Annotated in this window: 14 protein-coding genes; 4 read left to right on the top strand and 10 right to left on the bottom strand. The window is 66.2% G+C overall.

Annotated features, from left to right (window positions below):
- Positions 1-21: 21 nt before the first annotated feature.
- Positions 22-780, bottom strand: a complete 759-nt coding sequence (locus DM450_RS21735) for an enoyl-CoA hydratase/isomerase family protein (protein ID WP_221889495.1) — start codon at positions 778-780, stop codon at positions 22-24.
- A gap of 102 nt (positions 781-882) precedes the next feature.
- Positions 883-2,433 (bottom strand): SDR family oxidoreductase, encoded by a 1,551-nt coding sequence (locus DM450_RS21740; protein ID WP_221889496.1) that lies wholly within the window; start codon positions 2,431-2,433, stop codon positions 883-885.
- Positions 2,434-2,646: 213 nt separating this feature from the next.
- Between DM450_RS21740 and DM450_RS21745 the strand changes: the two genes are divergently transcribed.
- Positions 2,647-3,405: an SDR family NAD(P)-dependent oxidoreductase gene (locus DM450_RS21745; RefSeq protein ID WP_142639058.1), complete on the top strand. Its 759-nt coding sequence runs from the start codon at positions 2,647-2,649 to the stop codon at positions 3,403-3,405.
- Positions 3,406-3,506: 101 nt separating this feature from the next.
- Here DM450_RS21745 and DM450_RS21750 read toward each other — a convergent pair whose 3' ends face one another.
- Both DM450_RS21750 and DM450_RS21755 read right to left on the bottom strand, forming a co-directional pair.
- Positions 3,507-5,204 (bottom strand): acyl-CoA dehydrogenase, encoded by a 1,698-nt coding sequence (locus DM450_RS21750; RefSeq protein WP_142639061.1) that lies wholly within the window; start codon positions 5,202-5,204, stop codon positions 3,507-3,509.
- Entirely contained in the window at positions 5,201-7,363 is a 2,163-nt protein-coding gene (locus DM450_RS21755) for an acetate--CoA ligase family protein (protein ID WP_142639063.1), read from the bottom strand. Before DM450_RS21755 ends, DM450_RS21750 begins: the two co-directional genes overlap by 4 nt.
- Before the next feature lie 352 nt (positions 7,364-7,715).
- Here DM450_RS21755 and DM450_RS21760 point away from each other — a divergent pair, with 352 nt between their 5' ends.
- Together DM450_RS21760 and DM450_RS21765 are read left to right on the top strand one after the other, a co-directional pair.
- Complete coding sequence (locus tag DM450_RS21760; RefSeq protein ID WP_260610499.1) at positions 7,716-9,881, top strand: TonB-dependent receptor; 2,166 nt, start codon at positions 7,716-7,718, stop codon at positions 9,879-9,881.
- 371 nt (positions 9,882-10,252) lie between these two features.
- Positions 10,253-10,834, top strand: a complete 582-nt coding sequence (locus tag DM450_RS21765) for an outer membrane protein (protein ID WP_142639065.1) — start codon at positions 10,253-10,255, stop codon at positions 10,832-10,834.
- 97 nt (positions 10,835-10,931) lie between these two features.
- Here DM450_RS21765 and DM450_RS21770 read toward each other — a convergent pair whose 3' ends face one another.
- From DM450_RS21770 to DM450_RS21795, 6 genes are all read right to left on the bottom strand, one after another.
- A complete protein-coding gene (locus DM450_RS21770; protein WP_221889497.1) occupies positions 10,932-12,575 on the bottom strand; it encodes a flavin-containing monooxygenase in 1,644 nt (547 codons plus the stop codon).
- Between the two features lie 111 nt (positions 12,576-12,686).
- Complete coding sequence (locus DM450_RS21775) at positions 12,687-13,805, bottom strand: acyl-CoA dehydrogenase family protein (RefSeq protein WP_142639069.1); 1,119 nt, start codon at positions 13,803-13,805, stop codon at positions 12,687-12,689.
- Between the two features lie 7 nt (positions 13,806-13,812).
- Positions 13,813-14,988 carry an acyl-CoA dehydrogenase family protein gene (locus DM450_RS21780; protein WP_142639071.1) on the bottom strand — a complete coding sequence of 392 codons (1,176 nt, stop codon included), beginning with the start codon at positions 14,986-14,988 and terminating at the stop codon, positions 13,813-13,815.
- Between the two features lie 66 nt (positions 14,989-15,054).
- Positions 15,055-15,927 carry an SMP-30/gluconolactonase/LRE family protein gene (locus DM450_RS21785; protein WP_260610501.1) on the bottom strand — a complete coding sequence of 291 codons (873 nt, stop codon included), beginning with the start codon at positions 15,925-15,927 and terminating at the stop codon, positions 15,055-15,057.
- Positions 15,927-16,679 (bottom strand): carboxymuconolactone decarboxylase family protein, encoded by a 753-nt coding sequence (locus DM450_RS21790; protein WP_142639075.1) that lies wholly within the window; start codon positions 16,677-16,679, stop codon positions 15,927-15,929. Before DM450_RS21790 ends, DM450_RS21785 begins: the two co-directional genes overlap by 1 nt.
- A 100-nt stretch (positions 16,680-16,779) precedes the next feature.
- Complete coding sequence (locus tag DM450_RS21795) at positions 16,780-17,562, bottom strand: helix-turn-helix domain-containing protein (protein ID WP_312846182.1); 783 nt, start codon at positions 17,560-17,562, stop codon at positions 16,780-16,782.
- 288 nt (positions 17,563-17,850) lie between these two features.
- On the opposite strand from DM450_RS21795, the gene DM450_RS21800 reads away from it, so the two are divergent.
- Entirely contained in the window at positions 17,851-19,503 is a 1,653-nt protein-coding gene (locus DM450_RS21800) for a long-chain fatty acid--CoA ligase (RefSeq protein ID WP_221889498.1), read from the top strand.
- Positions 19,504-19,505 lie beyond the last annotated feature (2 nt).

The following is a 19,505-nucleotide window of genomic DNA, read 5'->3' on the forward strand; positions in this document are numbered from 1 at the left end:
TTGTTGTCGCTATAGCCCGGCTTAGCGGCCCTGGAACACCGGCACGCGCTTTTCCTTGAAAGCTGCAATGGCTTCTTTCGAATCCTCGGTCTTCGACAGGGCATTGGTGTTGTTCTGCTCGTAGCGATAGCCGTCGCGCAGGGTCATGTTCTCGATCGTGCGCATCGAATCCTTGGCGAGACGGGTCGCCATCGGGCTCTTGGAAGCGATGGTACGGGCCATGTCCATGACCCAGGGCATCAGTTCCTCGGCCGGAAGGCACGCTTCGATCACGCCCCTGCGGTAAAGTTCCGCAGCCGGTGCGCGCCAGCCGGTCAGCATCATGCGGCGCACCATCGAATGCGGCAGGATGCGCGAGGCATGCTTGCCGCCGCCCATCAGGCCCACGTCCACTTCGGGCAGGCCGAAGAAGGCGGTTTCGGAAGCGACGATGATGTCGCAGCTCGCGGCAAGGCCAAGCCCGCCGCCCAGTGCCGGGCCGTTCACGGCGGCGATCACCGGCTTGTTGCATTCGATGATGGCATAGCTCGATTCCCGCACCGCACGGTTGCGCTTCCAGGTCGCGCCGGGGGCGGAAACGTCGGGCCGGTTCTTGAGATCGGCCCCGGCCGAAAAGCACTTGCCCGCCCCGGTCAGCACGGCAACGCGCACATCATCGCGGTCGCTGATCTCGTCGAAGGCATCGGCAAGGCCGTGGATCATGTCCATCGACTGCGCATTGACGGGCGGGTTGTCCATCGTGACCACGGCCACGTAGTCGGCGATATCCAGCTTGATCATCTTCGGCATCCTTCCTGATTGCGGCCATCTAACCGCGCTCCCGCCGCCGCCGTCGCGCACCTGCGCGGTCGGCGCGGGAGAATCCCATATGCGATGCGAGATTCAGTCCACCTCGGCCGCATCACCGGCATCGCCAAAGGCCGACCAGCCGCCGTCAACCGGCACGATGCTGCCTGTCATGTAGGCCGAACGCGGAGAGGCCAGGAAGGCCACGGCATCGGCGATCTCCGCCGGACCACCAAGACGCCCGAGCGGAATCCGCCGCCGCACCGCGCGCAGGGACCGCTTGCCTTCCGCCTCCAGCGCCATGACGCCGGGGGTGGCGATATAGCCGGGCGCAACGGCATTCACCCGCACGCCATGCTGCGCCCATTCGCAGGCGAGCGAGCGCGTCAGTGCCTCCACCCCCGCCTTGGCCGCGCAGTAGCTGTTGCGCCGGGGCAGACCGCCCCGCGCGGCAATCGACGAGAGATTGACGATCGCCCCGCCGCCGCCCCGCAACATGACCCGCGCCGCGGCCGTCGCCAGTTGCAACGGCGCGACGAGGTTGATCGCCAATCCCCCTTCGAAAGCCTCGAGTTGCTGCTCGGTGGTCGGCGCAAAATCGTCGGCAATCGCGGCGTTGTTGACGAAGACATCGATGCGGCCATGCTGCGCAGCGATCCGTTCCATGACCTGCGCGACGGCAGCCTCGTCCGTTACATCCAGCCGCAGCCCGTGCCGGTCTGCGGGAAGCGCATCCAGCGCCTCGGCATCGCGGTCGAGCACCACCACGCGCGCGCCGTCTGTGACAAAACGATCCGCCGTCGCCGCACCGATTCCGCGCGCGCCGCCGGAGATCACGACGACCGGAGCCTTCTGCACCTCCGGCACCGGCGCGGCCGCGAGAGCCGCAGGCGCAGTGCCGCCATAAGCGCTGTAGCCGCCATCGACCGCCACGCTGGCACCGGTGACATAGCCGTTGCCCGCTGCCCAAAGCACCACCTGCGCAATGTCCTCCGGCCGCGCCATCCGCCCGAGCGGCACGCGCGCGGCAACCGAGGCTGGATCGACCCGTCCTTCAGCCACCAGCCCCTCGACGATCTCGGTCGCGACATAGCCGGGCAGCACCGCATTCACGCGCACGCCCTGCCCCGCCCACTCGCAGGCAAGCGCCCGCGTGAAACCCAGAATACCCGCCTTCGACATCGCATAGGGCGTCCGCCCCGGGATCGCCTGCAAGGCCGCGCCCGAGGACAGATTGACGATCACGCCGCCGCCATTGGCCAGCATCGCCCGCCCGGCCTCGCGCGCGGCAAGATAGCTGCCGGTCAGGTTGACGCGCAGGATTTGCGCTGCCGTGGCGCTATCCAGTTCCAGCGCCAGAGTGCCCGCCGGATCGACGATCCCGGCATTGTTCACCAGCACATCGATCCGGCCATGCCGCGCGATGACGTGAGCAATCCCCGTGACGATGGAGGCTTCCTCTGCCATGTCCATGACCAGCGCGCCGTGTGGATCGCCCAGTTCCGCCGCCGCCTCGCGCACCGCCGCCTCGTCGCGGTCGGCCAGCACGACGACGGCCCCCTCCCGCGCAAACAGCCGTGCGGTGGCAAGGCCGATGCCTCTGGCCGCGCCCGTCACCAGAACTACCTTCGGTCCGTTCTGCGTCACTATCTCTCTCCCGGCAGTGCATTTTCCCGGCGAGCGAAGCATTCGCCGCGCCGCCTCTCAACCAGCCGGAAGCGAGCCCCATACCTATCACCTATGGGATAAGCCCCCGCGCCGCCCGTCCCCGGCTTGGGCCCGCGCGCAAGGCCGCCTTATGCCGCCCACCGAGCACATTTGGCCAAACACATTTGGCCAAGCACATTACGGGAGAACATCATGTCGCAACGACTGTCCGGGCGCGTCGCGCTCGTCACCGGCGCCTCGCGCGGGCTGGGCCGGGCCATCGCCGAGCTTTTCGCAGCCGAAGGTGCCGCCGTCGCCGTGCTCGATCTGAAGGAGCACTGGGCGCAGACGGTCGTGGACGGCATCACCGCGCAGGGCGGCAAGGCGCTCGCCATCGGTTGCGACGTATCCGACCGGGAAGCCGTGCAGGCCGCCGTCGCGCGCACTGTCGATACCTTCGGCGGCCTCGATGTGACCGTCAGCAGCGCGATGTGGAACAAGTACGAGCCCATCGCCGATATCACCCCTGAAACGCTGGCGCGCATGTCCGGTGTAGGGTTCGACGGCATCGTCTGGATGACGCAGGCGGCGGCCCCGCACATGGCCCGGCGCGGCGGCGGATCGATGATCAACATCGCCTCGGTCTCAGCGCTCAAGGGCATGGTCAACGCACTGCTCTATTGCGGCATCAAGGCGGGCGTCGGCGGCCTGACCCGCGCGGCGGCAGTGGAACTGGGCGGGCAAGGCATCCGCGTCAACGCGATCTCCCCCGCGACCGTCGCCACCGAGGGCGTGAAAGCCATGCTTGACGAAGAGGCGCTGGCCCAGCGCAAGGCCCGCATCCCGCTCGGCCGTCTGGGCGAGACCGACGATATCGCCCAGACCGCGCTGTGGCTGGCCTCGGAAGGATCGGCCTTCGTTTCCGGCCAGATGATTACGGTCGACGGCGGCCTTGCCAACGCGATCCTTTGAACGACAAAGGGCTTCGACAGGCTCAGCCTGAGCGGAATTGAGAGCAGGCCTCTCCTTTCCGCTCAGGCTGAGCCTGTCGAAGCCCCCGCGTGCGGGGCACTTCACATCCAGCCCGGATCGACTTCCAGAACCTCCGTCCCAGCCGCGCAGCACGCCAGCCACGCATTCACACGCGGCAATTCGCAGGCAGCGTAATAGCCCAGCGCCGCTGCTGTGCCTTGCTCCAGCCGCTCTCCCTTGCCCCGCGCGCTGAGCGCAAGGTCGAGCCAGATCCAGCCCACCACCGCATGGCCGAAGGCAAAGAGGAACGGGGTCGCCACTTCCAGCGCCGCATCGCTCTCGCGCAGCATTTCCAGCCCCGCCTCGACGTCAGCCCACACGGCCTTCAGCGCATCGGCCTGATCGGCAAAGCCATTCGAAGCCGCCGCCAAAGTCGCGGCGATCCGTGCCTTGAGTATGGCAAATCCCTCGGCCTGCTTCAGCAGCTTGCGCCCCAGCAGATCGATGGCCTGAATGTCGGTCGTACCTTCGTGGATCGGGTTGAGCCGGTTGTCGCGGTACACCTGCTCGACATCGAAGTCGCGGGTATAGCCATATCCGCCGTGAACCTGGATCGCCATGGCATTGGCCTCCAAGCCCATCTCGGACGAGAAGGTCTTCACCACCGGCGTCAGCAGGGCCAACAGCGCCGCGCTTTCGGCATCTCCGGCGTCCACCAGCCGCGCCGCATAAAAACAGAGCGCCAAGGCGCCCTCGCCCAGCGCCTTCTGCGCCAGCAACATCCGTCGCACCGCCGGATGGGCCATGATCGGCACCGAGGCGCCTTCCGCGCCCCGACCCTGCAAGCGCTCCTGCGCATAGCCGAGCGCATGGCCATAGCCCCGGCAGGCCAGCGCCGCCGCGCCCAGGCCCACGGAAATGCGCGCCTCGTTCATCATCATGAACATCTGGCGCAGGCCCTGTCCTTCCTCACCCACCAGCCAACCGGTGGCCCCGCCATTCTCGCCGAATGCGAGCAGGCAATTGGGTATCGCGCGGTAGCCCATCTTGTGGTTGAGTCCGGCCACGGCAATGTCATTGCGCAAACCGTCCGGCAACACACGCGGCACGATGAACAGCGAGAGGCCTGCCGTTCCCTCTGGCAAACTGCCATCGGCCAAGGCCACTTTGGCCAGAACCAGATGGACGATGTTCTCGCCCACATCGTGCTCGCCGCCCGAAATCCACATCTTGGAGCCGGTCAGGCGATAGCGGCGGCCGAGGGGGTCCTCTCCCTCCCGCTCCGCGCGGGTGCGCACGGCGCCGAGGTCCGATCCCGCCTGCGGTTCGGACAGGCACATCGTCCCCAGCCAGCGCCCGGCGATCTGCGGGCGGGCAAAGGCATCGACTTGCGCGGGGCTGCCGAACTCGGCGATCAGGCGCGCATTGGCGACCGTCAGCATCGCATAGGACGAGGTGGCGATATTGGCCGCCGCGAACCACGCGAAGCTGGCAGAGGTTACCGTGAAGGGCAGGCCGTGCCCGCCGAGATCCTCCGGGAAGCCAGCCCCGAACAGGCCAAGCCCGCCATATTCCTCGATCGCCGCCTTCACTTCCGGGTGGACGGTGACGCCCTCCGGCCCGATCTGTGGCTCCTGCGTGTCGCCCGCCTTGAAGTGGCTGAGATAGCGTTCGCGGGCCAGCGTCTCGGAAAGGTCGAGCACGGCATCGACGGTCGCCCGCTCGGCAATTTCGCCCACCGCCAGCCAGTCATGCAGGCAAAAGTCCAGAAATTCACGGTCGAGAAGGCGGGTGCTCACGACAGCAGGACCAGCGCATCGAGCGGCACCACCCCCTCGCCCGCAGGCATGACCTTGAGCGGGTTGATATCCACCCCGGCCAGCCGATCCTCGTTGGCCGCTGCAAAGCGCGAGAGGGCAGCCAGCGTCTCGGCCAACGCCTCGATATCCGCAGGAGGCGCGCCGCGCACGCCTTGCAGCACCTTGCCCGCCGTCGTCTCGGCGATCATCCGGCGCGCTTCGGCGGTATCGAACGGCACAGCGCGGAAGGTCACGTCCTTGAGCACTTCCACCAGCACCCCGCCAAGGCCGAACATCACCACCGGCCCCAGCGTCGCATCCACGCTGACACCCGCGATCGTTTCCACGCCGCCGCCGATCATCGGGGCGACGAGAACACCCTCGATCACCGCATCGGGCATGGCGCTCCCCGCGCGTTCGAGCACGGTTGCAGCGGCTTCGCGCACGGCGGCGGCATCCTTCAGGTTGACGATCACGCCGCCCACCTCGGTCTTGTGCGCAATCTGGGGCGAGCAGATCTTGACCACGACCGGATAGCCGATGGCATCCGCCGCCGCGGCCGCTTCGTCCGGCGTCGTGACAAGGCGCTCGTCGGGGAAAGGCATTCCGGCTTCGGCAAGGACTTGCTTGGCCGTGCGCTCGCTCAGCGCGCCAGTCGCGGTGATCGGCACGGGCAGCGGAACCGGCACGGATCGCGGTGCGCCGGCCTGCGCAAAGCTTTCGGTGAAACGCATCATGGCGCCCAGCGCGCGGGTCAACGCAACACTGTCCTCGAAGACGAGAAAACCGCGTTCCTCGTAAGCGCGCACGACCTCGCGCGGCGCGCTCATGGTGACGGCGCGGATCAGGCCGTCGCCGCCGGGCCCGGCCGCTTCCAGCGCTTCGGCAAGGCGAGCCGAATAGCTGGGCAGCGCAGGCGTCGTCCCCAGGATCGCGACAAACATGTCATAACCGCCCTGTTCCAGCACTACCTGGATATAGCGCGTCATCAGCGGCAGGTCGGTCATCGCCTGCGCCGTCGCGTCGATGGGATTGACCGGTGAGGCATAGGGCAGCAGCGCCTTCAGTTCGGCCTGCGCCGCCTGCGGCATCGGCGTGACCGCCAGCCCCGCCTCATCGCCGTCGTCGGCCATCTGGATGCCGAGCCCGCCCGACATCGAGAAGATGCCCAGCCGGTTTCCGCGCGGCAGACCGGCACGGGCGATGGCATAGGCGATATCGATCTGCTCCGCCGTGCTGCGTGCGCGGTGGACGCCGTATTGGCGGCAGATCGCATCGAACACGCCGTCCGATCCGGCCAGTGCCGCCGTATGGCTGCCCACCGCATGCGCGCCCACTTCGGAGCGGCCCACTTTCAGCAGGACGACGGCGATCCCGCGCCTGCGTGCAAGGTCCAGCGCTTCGAAGAACACCGCGCGGTTCCGCACGCCTTCGGCATAGGCCATGACCACTTTCACGCCCTCACGGTCGATCACCCAGCGCAGGGCTTCGGCCATGTCGACGTCGCACTCGTTGCCGGTGGTGATCCAGTGGCGAATGCCAAGCCCGCGATTGCGGGCAAGCTGGGCGACATGCGAGCCATAGGCCCCGCTCTGGGAGACGATGGCGACCGGTCCGGGTTCGAGGAACCCGTCGTCCAGCATCACCGAGAACGTGCCGTAATAACCGATGGAGCTATCCGCCGCGCCCAGGCAGTTCGGCCCGAGCAGACGCAGCCCGCCCGCGCGGGCGATGGCGACGATGCGCGCCTGCTCCTCACGGCCTTCCTCTCCCATCTCGGCGAAACCGGCAGCGAAAATGATTGCCGCCTTCACGCCCGCCGCAACGCAGTCCTCTACCGCCTGCCGCGTGGAGGCGGCAGGGACGGCCAGCAGGGCAAGGTCCGGCACTTCGGGCAGCGCGGCGATGGAGGGCCAGGCCTGCTCGCCCTGCACCGTTTCGCGCCTGGGGTTAACCGGATAGACCCGCCCCTGATAACCGCTGCCCTTCAGGTAGCGCAGCGGACGCCCGCCGATCCGCGCGGCATCGTCCGAGGCGCCGACCAGCGCGATCGAGCGCGGCGCGAACAGTGCGTCGAGACCGGCGGTCGCTGCTGCGCCCTCAAGGTTTCCCGCAGGCCGGGTGTCATCGCAGATCGTCACGTCGCCTCTCTCTCTCATTCCTGTTTTCCGAGCGAAAAGGCCTGCCACGGGCGCTACCGCATCGTTACCGGGGACAAGGAAAGAGCCCCTGTTTCATATCCGTGATTTGCAAGCGGCGAACGTCCCGCCATCCCATCCGTGATAGCGCAGCGTTGCCGCCCCCGCCGCGCGCTATCAGCCTTGTGATATTCCCCTGCAGCACCCTGCCCGCGATTGAACGAAAGCCCCGCAGCGAGGACGTCGGTGTCCCGTCACGAGGCACTTGGCGCAGCAACACCGGCTTGCGCCAGCCGCCGAGAACGAAGAAGGCGCCAGACGCCTGGGGCCAATAACAAGGGCGCAAGACGCCGGGGTTTGTGGGAGAAGAAGAGTGAAGACGTCCTCGATCATCAAGTGCGGCCTCGTGGCGACCAGCGCCGGGTTTGCACTGTGCCAGGCTTCCGCCGCGCTTGCGCAGGAGGCAAGCGATGCGCCTGCGGCCAGCGCCCCCACCCTCGACGAGATCGTCGTCACCGCCACCAAGCGCGGACAGGCCTCCAACGTGCAGGACGTGCCGTTTGCCGTCACCGCTTTCGGCGCCCAGCAGCTAGAGGACCAGCACTTCACCACAGTGCAGAGCCTGAGCTACAACATGCCAAACGTGCAATTGAACGCCGTGGGCACGACGCCGGGCTATGCCAACTTCTCGATCCGCGGCCTCGGCATCAACAGCTCGATCCCCTCGATCGACCCGACCGTGGGCGTGTTCATGGACGGCGTCTACCTCGGCGTCAGCGCCGGCGTGGTGTTCGGCAACTTCGACATCGAGGGCCTCGAAGTGCTGCGCGGACCGCAGGGCCTGCTGTTCGGCCGTAACGTCACCGGCGGCGCGATGGTGATCCGCACCACTACGCCCAAGGACACGTTCTCGGCAGACCTGCGCGCCTCGGTGTCCTCGGGCCCCGAATACAAGATCAGCGGCGTCGTCACCGGGCCGATCGTCCAGGACAAGATCTCGGCCAAGCTGGCCGTCTACTACGACAAGGACACCGGCTATTACGTCAACGATTACAACAACAACCACGATCTCGGCAAGAACCGCACGCTGATCGTGCGCCCGGCCCTGCGCTTCACCCCGATCGACGGGTTCGAATCCGTGTTCCGCTACGAATACGGCAAGTACGACGGCGACGGTGCAGTGGCGAGCAACCACGGGCTCTATCCCCGCAACAGCTTCCACGTGAACATCGACGAAGAAGGCTTTGCCCACAACTACTGGCACATGGCCTCGAACGAGACCAACATCGACACCGCCTTCGGTGACGGCAAGATCACCAACATCATGGCCTACCGCGAATACAACGCACGGGTCTTCAACGACATCGACGCCTCGCCATCCTACGCCTTCCACTCGGGCAACACCACGCATCAGAAGCAGATGAGCGAGGAACTGCGCTGGGCCAGCACCTTCGGCAAGGTAGACGTGACCACCGGCCTTTATTACTTCACCCAGCGCATCGACTACAAGGAAGTGCGCAAGCTTTCGAACGGTGCCCGCACGCTGTCGGGCGGCGGCATCCAGAACCAGGATACCTACGGCATCTTCGGTTCGGCCGACTGGCACTTCACCGACACGCTGACGCTGAACCTCGGCGCGCGCTACACCACTGAGACCAAGGACGTGAAGGTCGCCAACCTCACCGCCACCGGCTGCGACTACGAAGCGCAGACCTGCAACTACACCTTCAACGACAAGCACACCTGGAAGGGGCTGACCCCGCGCATCGGCATGCAGTGGCAGCCCGACAGCCAGACGCAGGTCTACGGCTTCTGGACGCGCGGCTTCCGCTCAGGCGGCTACAACTTCCGCAACGTCTATACCCAGGTCGATCCCGGCCCGTTCAACGACGAAGTGCAGAACTCTTGGGAAGTCGGCGTGAAGAAGGACCTCTTCGGCATCGCCCGCATCAACCTGGCCGCCTTCTGGAACACCATCGACGACGTCCAGCGCGAGATCCAGATCCCGGTCGTCGGCGTCGGCACGGCGCAGGTCATCACCAATTCGGCCAATGCCCGCATCCGCGGCCTGGAAGGCGAATTCACGCTGAAGCCGGGCGCCGGATTCACCCTGACCGCGCAGGCCGGCTACACCGAGGGCAAGTACACCGACGTGTTCTACGACCTCAACAACGACGGCGTGATCGACGCCAAGGACTATGGCCTCAAGCTGCCGCGCCTCGCCCCGTGGAGCTATGGCAGCACGGTTGCATGGGGCGGCGACTTCGGCGATCTGGGCGTGGATGCCCGCGTCAGCGCCAACTACCGGGATGCCGACTGGTACAACGATGCCAACACCGGCCTGATGCGTGCCGCGACCATGGTCGATGCCAACCTGACGTTCAAATATTCGAACTACAGCCTCTCGTTCTACGGCACCAACCTCCTCAACGAGGCCACTTTCGGGGCTGAGGCGCCGCTGGCGTTCTTCTCCGGATCGACCTTCTCGCCGCTCAACAAGGGCCGTGTCTACGGCGTCGAAGTCGCCGCGAAGTTCTGACGCGCCTCAGGGGCGGGTCGCCAGCGATCCGCCCCGGCGCACGGGGGCCGGCGGGCCTCTCCACCCGTACCAACTGCCCGCCGGCCCTTCTTTTCAAGGGACATGCCTGAAGCGCGGCCTTCCCCGCTTCCCCCGCCCGGCATGCCGGCACCGCCGCGCGGCGCCCCGGACCGACGCGACAAACCACAAGCAAAAAGCGTCTGATCCCGCACGGGCACCACGTCCCCGAGCATCCCCAAGGGCCCATTTCCCCAGCATCCATTGTCTCCCCTGCGGAGACAGTCTGTCGACAATTTTCGGAATTATCCCGGCGCGATTGGAGGACCATATCGCCGCTGTCCCAGGAGGACAGCAATACAGGGATAACAAAAATGAAGACGTTCATCGCAGGGATTCTGGCCGCCGCATCGGTGTTTTCGGTAACGCCTGCTTTCGCGGATGCGTTCCAGGGCCCCTATGTCGGTGTGCAGGCCGGCTGGAACCATGACCGCGTACATGGCGCCGATACCGACATCGGTGACCTCGATGTTCGCGACAATCGCGATTCCTTCATCGGCGGCGCCTTCGCCGGCTACAACTACAAGATCACGCCGAACGTCGTGATCGGTGCCGAAGGCGGCTTCGACCTTGGCGCCAGCGACCGCGTGCGCGGTGCCGGCGGTGTGGTTGACCCCAACTACTCGTTCGACCTCTCGGCCCGTGCCGGCTACCTCGTTGACCAGAAGACCATGCTCTACGTGCGCGGCGGCTACGAGAACCTGCGTGCCCGCGTCTCGGACGGGGTCGTGCAGGGCCACGACACCTTCGATGGCTGGAGCGTGGGTGGCGGCGTCGAACGCGCGATCCTCGACAACGTCACCGCGCGGATCGAATATCGCTACTCGGACCTCGGCAGCAACGGCAATGGCTTCGACCGTCACCAGGCCCTGGTCGGCGTTGCCTACCACTTCTGAGGATTGAACAGGCAAAAGGCCGAAGCGCGACGATCGCGCTTCGGCCTTTCCTCTATCCCGGTGAGAGCGGGAGCGCCCCGCAGACCGACCGGCCCGGTCAGCCGACCGTTTCGCCTACGCCCGCCTTCTCGAATACCATGCCGCGCCAGTTGTCGTCGGCTGCGTCCTGGCAAGCTTCGCGGTAAGCCTTGAAGCCGCCGGTATACATCGTCAGGCCCCGCGCCTTGCCCGCCACGTTGGCGCCGGTGTACCAGGTCTTCGCCTTGCTCACGAGCGTATTGAGCGAGAGTTCGTGGACCAGGTCCATCCACTCCTGCTCGGCCTCGCCGGTGGGTTCCATCGCCGTCAGCCCGCTGCTGCGCATGTGGTCGATTGCCTGCGCCAGCCAGTTCACGTTCTGCTCGTTGATGGTGAAGATGTTCGCGAGCGCCGAAGGGCCGTTGGGGCCGCAGATCATGAACAGGTTGGGAAAGTCCTTCATCATCAGGCCGAGGTAGGAATGGGCGCCGTCCTTCCACTCCTGATTGATGGTCTTGCCGCCGCGGCCCACGACGTCGAAGGCCATCAGCGCGCCGGTCAGGCCGTCGTAGCCGGTGGCGAGGATCAGCATGTCCAGTTCGATCTCGCGCGTGGCGGTGCGCACGCCCTTCTCGGTCAGCCCGACGATCGGCTCCTTGAAGCAGTCGACGAGGTTCACGTGCGGCTCGTTGTAGGTCTCGTAGTAGTTGGTATCGAGGCAGGCACGGCGCGCAAAGATCGGATAGCCGCGCGGTTTCAGCGTCTCGGCGGTCTCGGGATCGTTCACGACTTCGCTGATCTTGCCGCGCACGAATTCGGCGACCTGCTCGTTGGCCTCCTCGTTCTGCATGAGGTCGGCAAACGAGCCGAGGAAGGTGTGGCCGCCGTTCTGCCAGGCCGATTCCATGATCGCCACGCGCTGTTCGGGCGGCAGGCTGAAATAGGGGCGCGTGGTCGCCGGGCGCACGCCGCCGAGCGGGCTGTTACGCGCCCCTGCGCGCATCGCGGCAAGGTTGCGCTTGATCTCGGCGGTGTATTCGGCGCTGTGCTTGTGGTTGCGCATCGGCATGGTGAAGCTGGGCGTGCGCTGGAACACCGTCAGTTCCTGCGCTTCCTTCGCCACCACCGGGATGATCTGGATACCGGTGGAGCCCACGCCGACCACGCCCACGCGCTTGCCTTCGTAGCTGACCGCCTCCTTGGGCCACCGGCCGGAGTAATAAAGCTCGCCCTTGAAGCTGTCGAAATCCTCGAAGTCCGGCTTCTTGGGCACCGAGAGCGGGCCCGTCGCCATCACCGCATAGGTCGCCTCGAACGTCTTGCCGGTGCTGGTGCGGAATGACCAGACCTGCCGCGCCTCGTCATAGGCGGCGCGTTCGACGCGGGTTTCGAACAGGTAGTCCTTGCGCAGTTCGTGGCGGTCGGCAACGAAGTTGATGTATTCGAGGATTTCCGGCTGGGCCGCGAACTGTTCGGACCACGACCATTCGGCATCGACTTCGGGCGAGAAGGTGTAGCAGTAGTCGATGGTCAGCAGGTCGCATCGCGCGCCCGGATAGCGGTTCCAGTACCAGACCCCGCCGACGTTATCGCCGGCCTCGATGCCCAGCACCGAAAGCCCCATCTCGCGCAGCTTGTAGACGGCGTAGAGGCCGCCGATGCCCGCGCCCACGACGATCGCATCGTAAGTGGCGTCGACGTTTCCATTCGTATTTTCAACCATTTCGCCCATCTCTCCTGGGAAACCCCGATCCGCCGATCATGCCGTAGCACCTTGCCGGAGGCCGAAGGTTTGGGGCCCGGCGGACCCAAAATCACATCCGTGCGGTGCGCCTCACGCCGCCGCGACGAAGCGCGCGAGGTGATGTTCGGCAGAGCCGTAGGCACTTGCGAGCATCATCTGCCGCTTGAGGTGGTGGCTGATGATCAGCTCGTCCGAGAAACCGACGCCGCCGTGCAGCTGCACCGCTTGTCGTCCCACATAGAGCCCGCATTGCCCCACCCGCGCCTTGGCTGCGGAGACGACGCGGCGGCGTTTCGGCGCCGGCAGGCCAAGGCTCAGCGTCGCGCGGTAGGACAGCGAGCGCGCCTCTTCGAGCGCGATGGCCATATCGACCGCGCGGTGCTGCAGGGACTGGAAGCTGCCGATCGCCACGCCGAACTGCTTGCGCGTGCGCAAGTATTCCAGCGTACCGGCAAGCGCCGCGTCCATCGACCCCACCGCTTCGGCAAGATGCGCGCAGATCGCCCTATCGACCGCGAGTTCCACGTCCGCCAGCGCGCCGTCTGCCTCGCCGATCAGCACCGCGGTGACGCCGCTGAATGTCAGGCGGGCATGGCGATGCTGGTCGATAGCGCGGAAACGCTGCACGGACAGCCCCGGCGCATCGGCACGCACGAGGAACAGGCTGACGCCTTCAGCATCCGAAATCCCGCCGCCGGTCCGGGCCGTGACCACGAACCAGTCGGCATCGGCGCCATCCTCGACATGCAGCTTCTCCCCGGTGAGCGTCCATTCGCCGCCGCTGCTGCGCTGTGCCGAAAGGCCAACCCACGCAAGGTCGTAGCCGCCATCGGGTTCCAGCAGCCCGGCTGCGACCTTGGCGGTGCCTTCTCCAATCGCGCCGAGCACTTCCGCAGCCGCATCCCCGCCATCGCCGAGCAGCGCAGGCACCAGCACCGCGCTGGCGACATAAGGCACCGGGATCAGATGGCGCCCCATGCCTTCCATCACCGCCATGACATCGACCGGCGATCCGCCAAGCCCGCCGTGTTCCTCGGCAATCGGCAGCATCAGCCAGCCGAGTTCGGCCATCTGCGCCCAGGTCTGCGCGGTGAGCCCGTCAAAGTTCTCCAGCAGCTTGAGCCGGTCGCTCGACGGCCAGAGATCCTTGCCGAGACGGTCGGCACTATCGGCCAGCATGCGCTGTTCGTCGGAAAATTCGAAATTCATGGCAGCCTCACAGACCCAGCGCGCGGCGGGCGATGATGTTGTGCTGGATCTCGCTCGACCCGCCGTAGATCGAGGTGACCCGCGAATAGAGCGCGCCCTGCATCGCATAGGGCATGTCGACAGGGCCTTGCCCTTCCAACGCGCGGAAATGCGCCGCTTCGGGACCCAGCGCCTCGATCCACAGCGCGGTGCCGCGCTGGTAGAGGTCGGACCAGCGCAGCTTCACCATCGACCCGCGCGGACCGGAATCCGCGCCCGAGGCAAGGTCGGCAAGCAGGCGCAGCACCATGGTTTCCAGCGCCATCGCCTCGATCTCGAGCTGGGCAAGCTGGGCGGCGAAAGCGGGCGTTTCAATCAACGGCACACCGCGAACCTTGCGTGCAGATGCGGCCTCGCGCACGCCGCCCAGCACTTGCGGCAGGTGGATCGCGGTGGCCGAACAGACCATCCGCTCGCGGTCGAGCAGCACCTTGCCGTATTCCCAGCCGCGCCCTTCCTCGCCGACGAGGTTGCCCACCGGCACCCGCACATCGTCAAGGAAGACTTCGTTGGTGGTGTACTTCTCGTCCATCGTCTCGATCTTGCGGATCGCGATGCCGGGGGTGTTCATATCGACCAGCAGCAGCGAGATGCCCTGCTGGCGCTTGGGTTCCTGCGAGGTGCGGGCCAGCACGAACATGTGGCTGGCGACTTGCGCATAGCTGGTCCACATCTTCTGCCCGTTGAGGACGTAGTGGTCGCCGTCGCGCACGGCGGTGGTGCGCAGCGAGGCGAGGTCGGACCCAGCCCCCGGCTCGGAATAGCCCTGGCACCACCAGTCGTCGGCATGGATGATGCCGGGCAGATAGCGGTCCTTCAGTTCCTGCGAACCGTAAGTGAAGATGATCGGGCCGATCAGTTCGAGGCCCTGATGGAACTGGATCGGCGCTCCCGCACGCGCGGATTCGCTTTCGAAGATGTAGTTCTGCGCAGGAGACCAGCCCGGCCCGCCATATTCGACCGGCCATGTCGGCGCGCCCCATCCTTTAGCGGCAAGCGCCTTCTGGTAGGCGATCAGTTCCTGCGGTTCGAGCCGCAGCCCCGCGCGCACGCGGGTAAGCCATTCGGCGGGCACGTTCTCGGCGAAAAAGGCGCGTACCTCTTCGCGGAAGGCCAGTTCGGCGGATGTGAATTCGAGGTCCATGAACAAGTCACTGCCTGCTCCCCCCGCCTCCTTGCCAGTACGAGGGGGCCCCGCGCCCCGCTAATTTCAAGTGTGATAGATCGCCTCGGTAATTCCCCTCGCGCCAAGCCCGGTGATCGCCAGCATCCGGCCCGCGTCCGGGTGATCGCTCTTCAGCTTGTGGCCCGAATCGGCGATGGTGGTCACGTAAAGCGTGGCCAGATCGGCGCCGCCGAACGCCGGACAGGCCGGATAGGGCACGGGCAGATCGATGGTTCGGAGAAGGTCTCCCTCCGGCGAGATGCAGCCGATCTGCTGTGTCGTGACCAGCGCGACCCACAGCCGTCCTTCACTATCGACCGTCGCCCCGTCCGGTGCCGCACCGATCATGCTGCAATCGAAAAATGCCTCCCTCGGCCCGAGCGCACCGGTCTCGGGATCATAGGGATAACGGCGGATCACGCCCTCCAGCGTATCCGACAGATAGAGCCAGCGCCCGCAGGGCGAAAAGCAGATCGAATTCGCCAGCTTCATCCCCGTTTCGAGCCGGGTCGCGGTGCCACCGCGTTCGAGGCGCCAGACGCCCGCCAGCGCCTCTGCTTGCCCGCCATGCTGCATGGTGCCGGACAGGAACCGCCCCTGCCGATCGGCCTTGCCGTCGTTGAAGCGGATGGCGCCCTCCCCGATATCCGGCGCGGCAATCGGCTGCGCATGGCCGTCATCCGCGATCAGCGCGAAGTGATCGGCAAAGGCCGCGACCAGAACCTTGCCGCCCATTGCCAGGCCGATCGAACCAACCGGCTGCGAGTATGTCCATTCGCGCTGGACAACGCCAAGCGCATCGGCGGCCATGACCCGGTTGAGGCGAATGTCGACCCACCAGAGCCAGCCGCGCCGCGCATCCCAGACCGGACTTTCGCCAAGATCATTGCGGCGGTCGGTGAAAAAGGCGATGTCCATCACGCTTGCTCCCGCTCCGCCGCCGCCCGGACGATGGCCGGGACACCTTCAGAGCAGGCGTGCAGGCCAAGATGGGCAACCAGTTGGAAGACCTGCGCGATCTCCTCAGGACTGGCCCCGGCATCCAGAGCCTCGCGCACTTCCGCACGCACTGCCTGCCGAGCAAGATGCGTGGGCGAGGAAGCCAGCGCCAGGCGGATCAGTGCCCGCTCCGCCCGAGTCAGCACCGAAGTCCGGTCGGCGGTTTCGAAAACCCCGGCCAGAGCCTCGGTCCATTCGGGCGAAACGGCGCCCATCGCCTCCAGCCATCGCGGCGATGCACCGCGCAAGGCTTCATGACGGCGCAGCGCCAGAGCCCCCTTTGCCGATGTCGTCAGGGCCTGCCCGCGCCGGGCCAGTTCCTCGCCCAGCAGGTCCATGCCCATGGCCACGCTGTCCAGCCCCTGAAGCGTCGCGATACAGAGCACTTCGATCAGTTCCGCCGGTGTACATCCCGCCTCGAGGGCAATGCGGATGTGGATTTCCAGCCCGGCTTGAAACAGATGCGTGGTGGAACCATCGACCGCAACGTAGATCAACTCACGCATCCGCGCCGAGAGCGGCCCGGTGCGCGCGGGCGTGGAGGAATAGGCGAGGTAGGCGTCCAACCACTCCGGCGCGTAGTCCAGCAGGCCGTCATTGAATTCGGCCCAGTACCCGCGCGCCTCGATATAGCGGCGCTTGAACGCCTGCTTTTCCGCTTCCGACTTCATCGTCTATCCTCTCTGCAAGGACAGGATGAAATCGGACGGCGGGAACGCCTGTCGATAACCGAACGCGCCCCCGCCTGAAAATCACCAGCGTGATCGAAACCTATTCGGCGGCCTCGGCGTAGTGCTGTTCCTCGCGGATCGCCTTGAACTCGGCGATGCACTCCTTCATCGTCTCGATGATGTCGTACTGGGCCTTCGAGATCCGCTCCGCCAGCCCGCCCACACCGACCGCGAGCGGGATGCCGTGGATCTTCTCGCCCAGCGTCATCGAGATCGAGGAGACTTCCGGCGTCGGCTTGTTGGCCATGTAGGCATAGCCGGTGTGCCGCGCCCAGCGGATCTCGCGCATCAGGTCGGCCAGATCGAAACGCTGGCGCTCGGCCAACTGGTAATAGTTGGTGTAGCGGCAGATCTTGTCGATCTCGCGGTCCTTCATCTCGCTCATCAGCGCGAGCCCTCCGGCGGAATCGACCAGCAGGCGCATCGTGCCCACCGGCGGCGGTACCTTGAACTCATGCTCGGGCGCCTTGAGGATGATGTACTGGACAAAGAGGTCGTTCTGGGTGCTGAGCCCGACCGTCTCGTCGGTTCGGCGCTGCAGTTCGTCCACCAGCCAGCGGTAGCTCTCGTCCGAATAGACGTAGCCCGGCAGCCAGTTTCCGAGCGCACCCACGCGCATCGTCGGCAGGTAGGTCCGCGTCATGCGGTTGTAGTTGAGGTAGCCCATCACGACCATGCTCTTGAGCAGGTTGGTCGCGCTCGACTGGGGGTAGTCGAGCGTCGTGTAGACTTCATGCAGGCGCATGGGCCTGCGCTCCTCGGCAAAGAGTTCGAGCACCTCAAGGGTCCGTGACGCCGATTTGACCGTTCGCCGGATCATCATCGCCTCTCCATTTTTCGGCCGGCTCTTGCGACCTTGTTTTATGCATTCGTTTGTAGACCTGGATCATCGCAAAACGGAATGCCCGTCAAGCCGTATCACATATGTGATATGTGCAGGACTCCCATCTGCCGGCGATGCGCGCCGGGAAGCGGATCGGGCGGTCATATTTCGCCTGTGATATTGGCCGCATGCTTCCGGCTCGCGATTGCCGGAAGGCCGCCGCGCTCTACCTCCCAATCCCTCAGGTCCGCACAGGACCGACCATGCGGGAACAGGAGTTTAAGGCGGATGATGGGCCAGATGATGGGGCTGATGCAGTATCTGCCGCTGACCATCGGCAGCGTGATCGACCATGCCGAACGGAACCACGGCGCCACCGAAGTGGTTTCACGGCGGCCGGACGGCGAACTGGAACGCACGACCTGGGCCTGCGTGGCCTATCGAGCGCGGCGCCTTGCAAGCGCGCTCGATGCGCTGGGCGTAGCGGCGGGCGAACGGGTCGCCAGCCTGGCCTGGAACCGCACGCCGCACCTTGAACTCTATTACGGCGTCCCCGCCAGCGGCCGCGTGCTGCACACGCTCAACCCACGCCTGTTCGAGGAGCAGATCCGCTACGTCCTCGCCGATGGCGGCGCGCGGGTGCTGTTTGTCGACCCCGACCTGCTAGGCCTTGCCGAAGGCGTGCTGGCGATCCACGACGCGCCCGTCACCGTGGTTGCGCTCTGTGCGCGCGAGGACATGCCACCCTCCTCGCTCCCCGGCCTGATCGCCTATGAGGACCTGCTGGCAGCCTCCCGCCCGCTCGCTGCATGGCCGAACCTCGACGAACGCGCTGCCGCCAGCTTGTGCTACACTTCAGGCACCACCGGCGCGCCCAAGGGCGTGCTCTATAGCCACCGTTCCACCGTGCTCCACGCGCTCTCGCTGCTGACGGCGGATTCGATGGCGCTGTCCGCCCGCGACAACGCGCTGCTGCTGCCGCCGATGTTCCACGTCAATTCCTGGGGCGTGCCCTATGGCGCGGCGATGTGCGGAGCGAAGCTGGTGCTACCGGGATCGCAGCTCGACGGCGCCTCACTCCATGCCCTGCTGCGCGACGAGGCGATCACGTTCTCTCTCGGCGTGCCGACCGTGTGGTTCTCGGTACTCGACCAGATCGACCGCACGACGACAGCAGAAGATCGCGCAGCCCTCAGGCTGGAGCGCGTGTTCATGGGCGGCGCCGCCACGCCGCGCGCACTCGTCCAGCGGTTTCGCGATACCCTCGGCGCCGAGACGATGCAGGCTTGGGGCATGACCGAAACCAGCCCGGTCGTTGCCGTCACCCGCCCGATGGGCCGCCACCATGGCCAACCGTGGGACGAGGAACTCGAACTGCGCGCCAAGGCCGGGCGCTGCCTCTTCGGCTGCGAAGTCGGAGTGGCGGACGGAGACGGCAATGTCACCGGCCCCGGCGCCGATGCCGTGGGCGCGCTGGTCGTGCGCGGTCACTGGGTCGCCAGCGGCTATTTCGGCAAGGAGCCGGGCTCCGCGCTCGACGCGCAGGGCTGGTTCGACAGCGGCGACATCGCCCGCATCGATGCCGACGGTTTCATCCAGATCACCGACCGCGCCAAGGACGTCATCAAGTCCGGCGGCGAGTGGATCTCCTCCATCGATCTGGAGAATGCCGCCGTCGCTCACCCCGCCGTCAAGGAAGCCGCCGTGATCGGCGTGCCCCACCCGCGCTGGCAGGAACGGCCGCTGTTGCTGCTGGTATGCCATCCGGATGAGGACGTGGGCCGCGAAGAGATGCTGCGCCACCTTGAGAGCCATGTCGCGCGCTGGTGGCTGCCCGACGACATCGTGATCGTCGACGAACTGCCGCACACCGGCTCGGGCAAAGTCGTCAAGGCCGATCTGCGCCAGCAGTACCGCCACCACCTCGACCCCGCGCACTGACC

Origin of the sequence: Sphingomonas sp. IC081, from assembly GCF_006874585.1 — a bacterium.
GTDB lineage: Bacteria > Pseudomonadota > Alphaproteobacteria > Sphingomonadales > Sphingomonadaceae > Novosphingobium.

Bases quoted from the DNA above. Each gene is read 5' to 3' on its own strand.
- DM450_RS21785 (WP_260610501.1), bottom strand. From the start codon at position 15,927: ATGGACATCGCCTTTTTCACCGACCGCCGCAATGATCTTGGCGAAAGT.
- DM450_RS21745 (WP_142639058.1), top strand. From the start codon at position 2,647: ATGTCGCAACGACTGTCCGGGCGCGTCGCGCTCGTCACCGGCGCCTCG.
- DM450_RS21770 (WP_221889497.1), bottom strand. From the start codon at position 12,575: ATGGTTGAAAATACGAATGGAAACGTCGACGCCACTTACGATGCGATC.
- DM450_RS21780 (WP_142639071.1), bottom strand. From the start codon at position 14,988: ATGGACCTCGAATTCACATCCGCCGAACTGGCCTTCCGCGAAGAGGTA.
- DM450_RS21790 (WP_142639075.1), bottom strand. From the start codon at position 16,679: ATGAAGTCGGAAGCGGAAAAGCAGGCGTTCAAGCGCCGCTATATCGAG.
- DM450_RS21775 (WP_142639069.1), bottom strand. From the start codon at position 13,805: ATGAATTTCGAATTTTCCGACGAACAGCGCATGCTGGCCGATAGTGCC.
- DM450_RS21795 (WP_312846182.1), bottom strand. From the start codon at position 17,562: ATGATGATCCGGCGAACGGTCAAATCGGCGTCACGGACCCTTGAGGTG.
- DM450_RS21800 (WP_221889498.1), top strand. From the start codon at position 17,851: ATGATGGGCCAGATGATGGGGCTGATGCAGTATCTGCCGCTGACCATC.
- DM450_RS21735 (WP_221889495.1), bottom strand. From the start codon at position 780: ATGATCAAGCTGGATATCGCCGACTACGTGGCCGTGGTCACGATGGAC.
- DM450_RS21755 (WP_142639063.1), bottom strand. From the start codon at position 7,363: ATGAGAGAGAGAGGCGACGTGACGATCTGCGATGACACCCGGCCTGCG.
- DM450_RS21765 (WP_142639065.1), top strand. From the start codon at position 10,253: ATGAAGACGTTCATCGCAGGGATTCTGGCCGCCGCATCGGTGTTTTCG.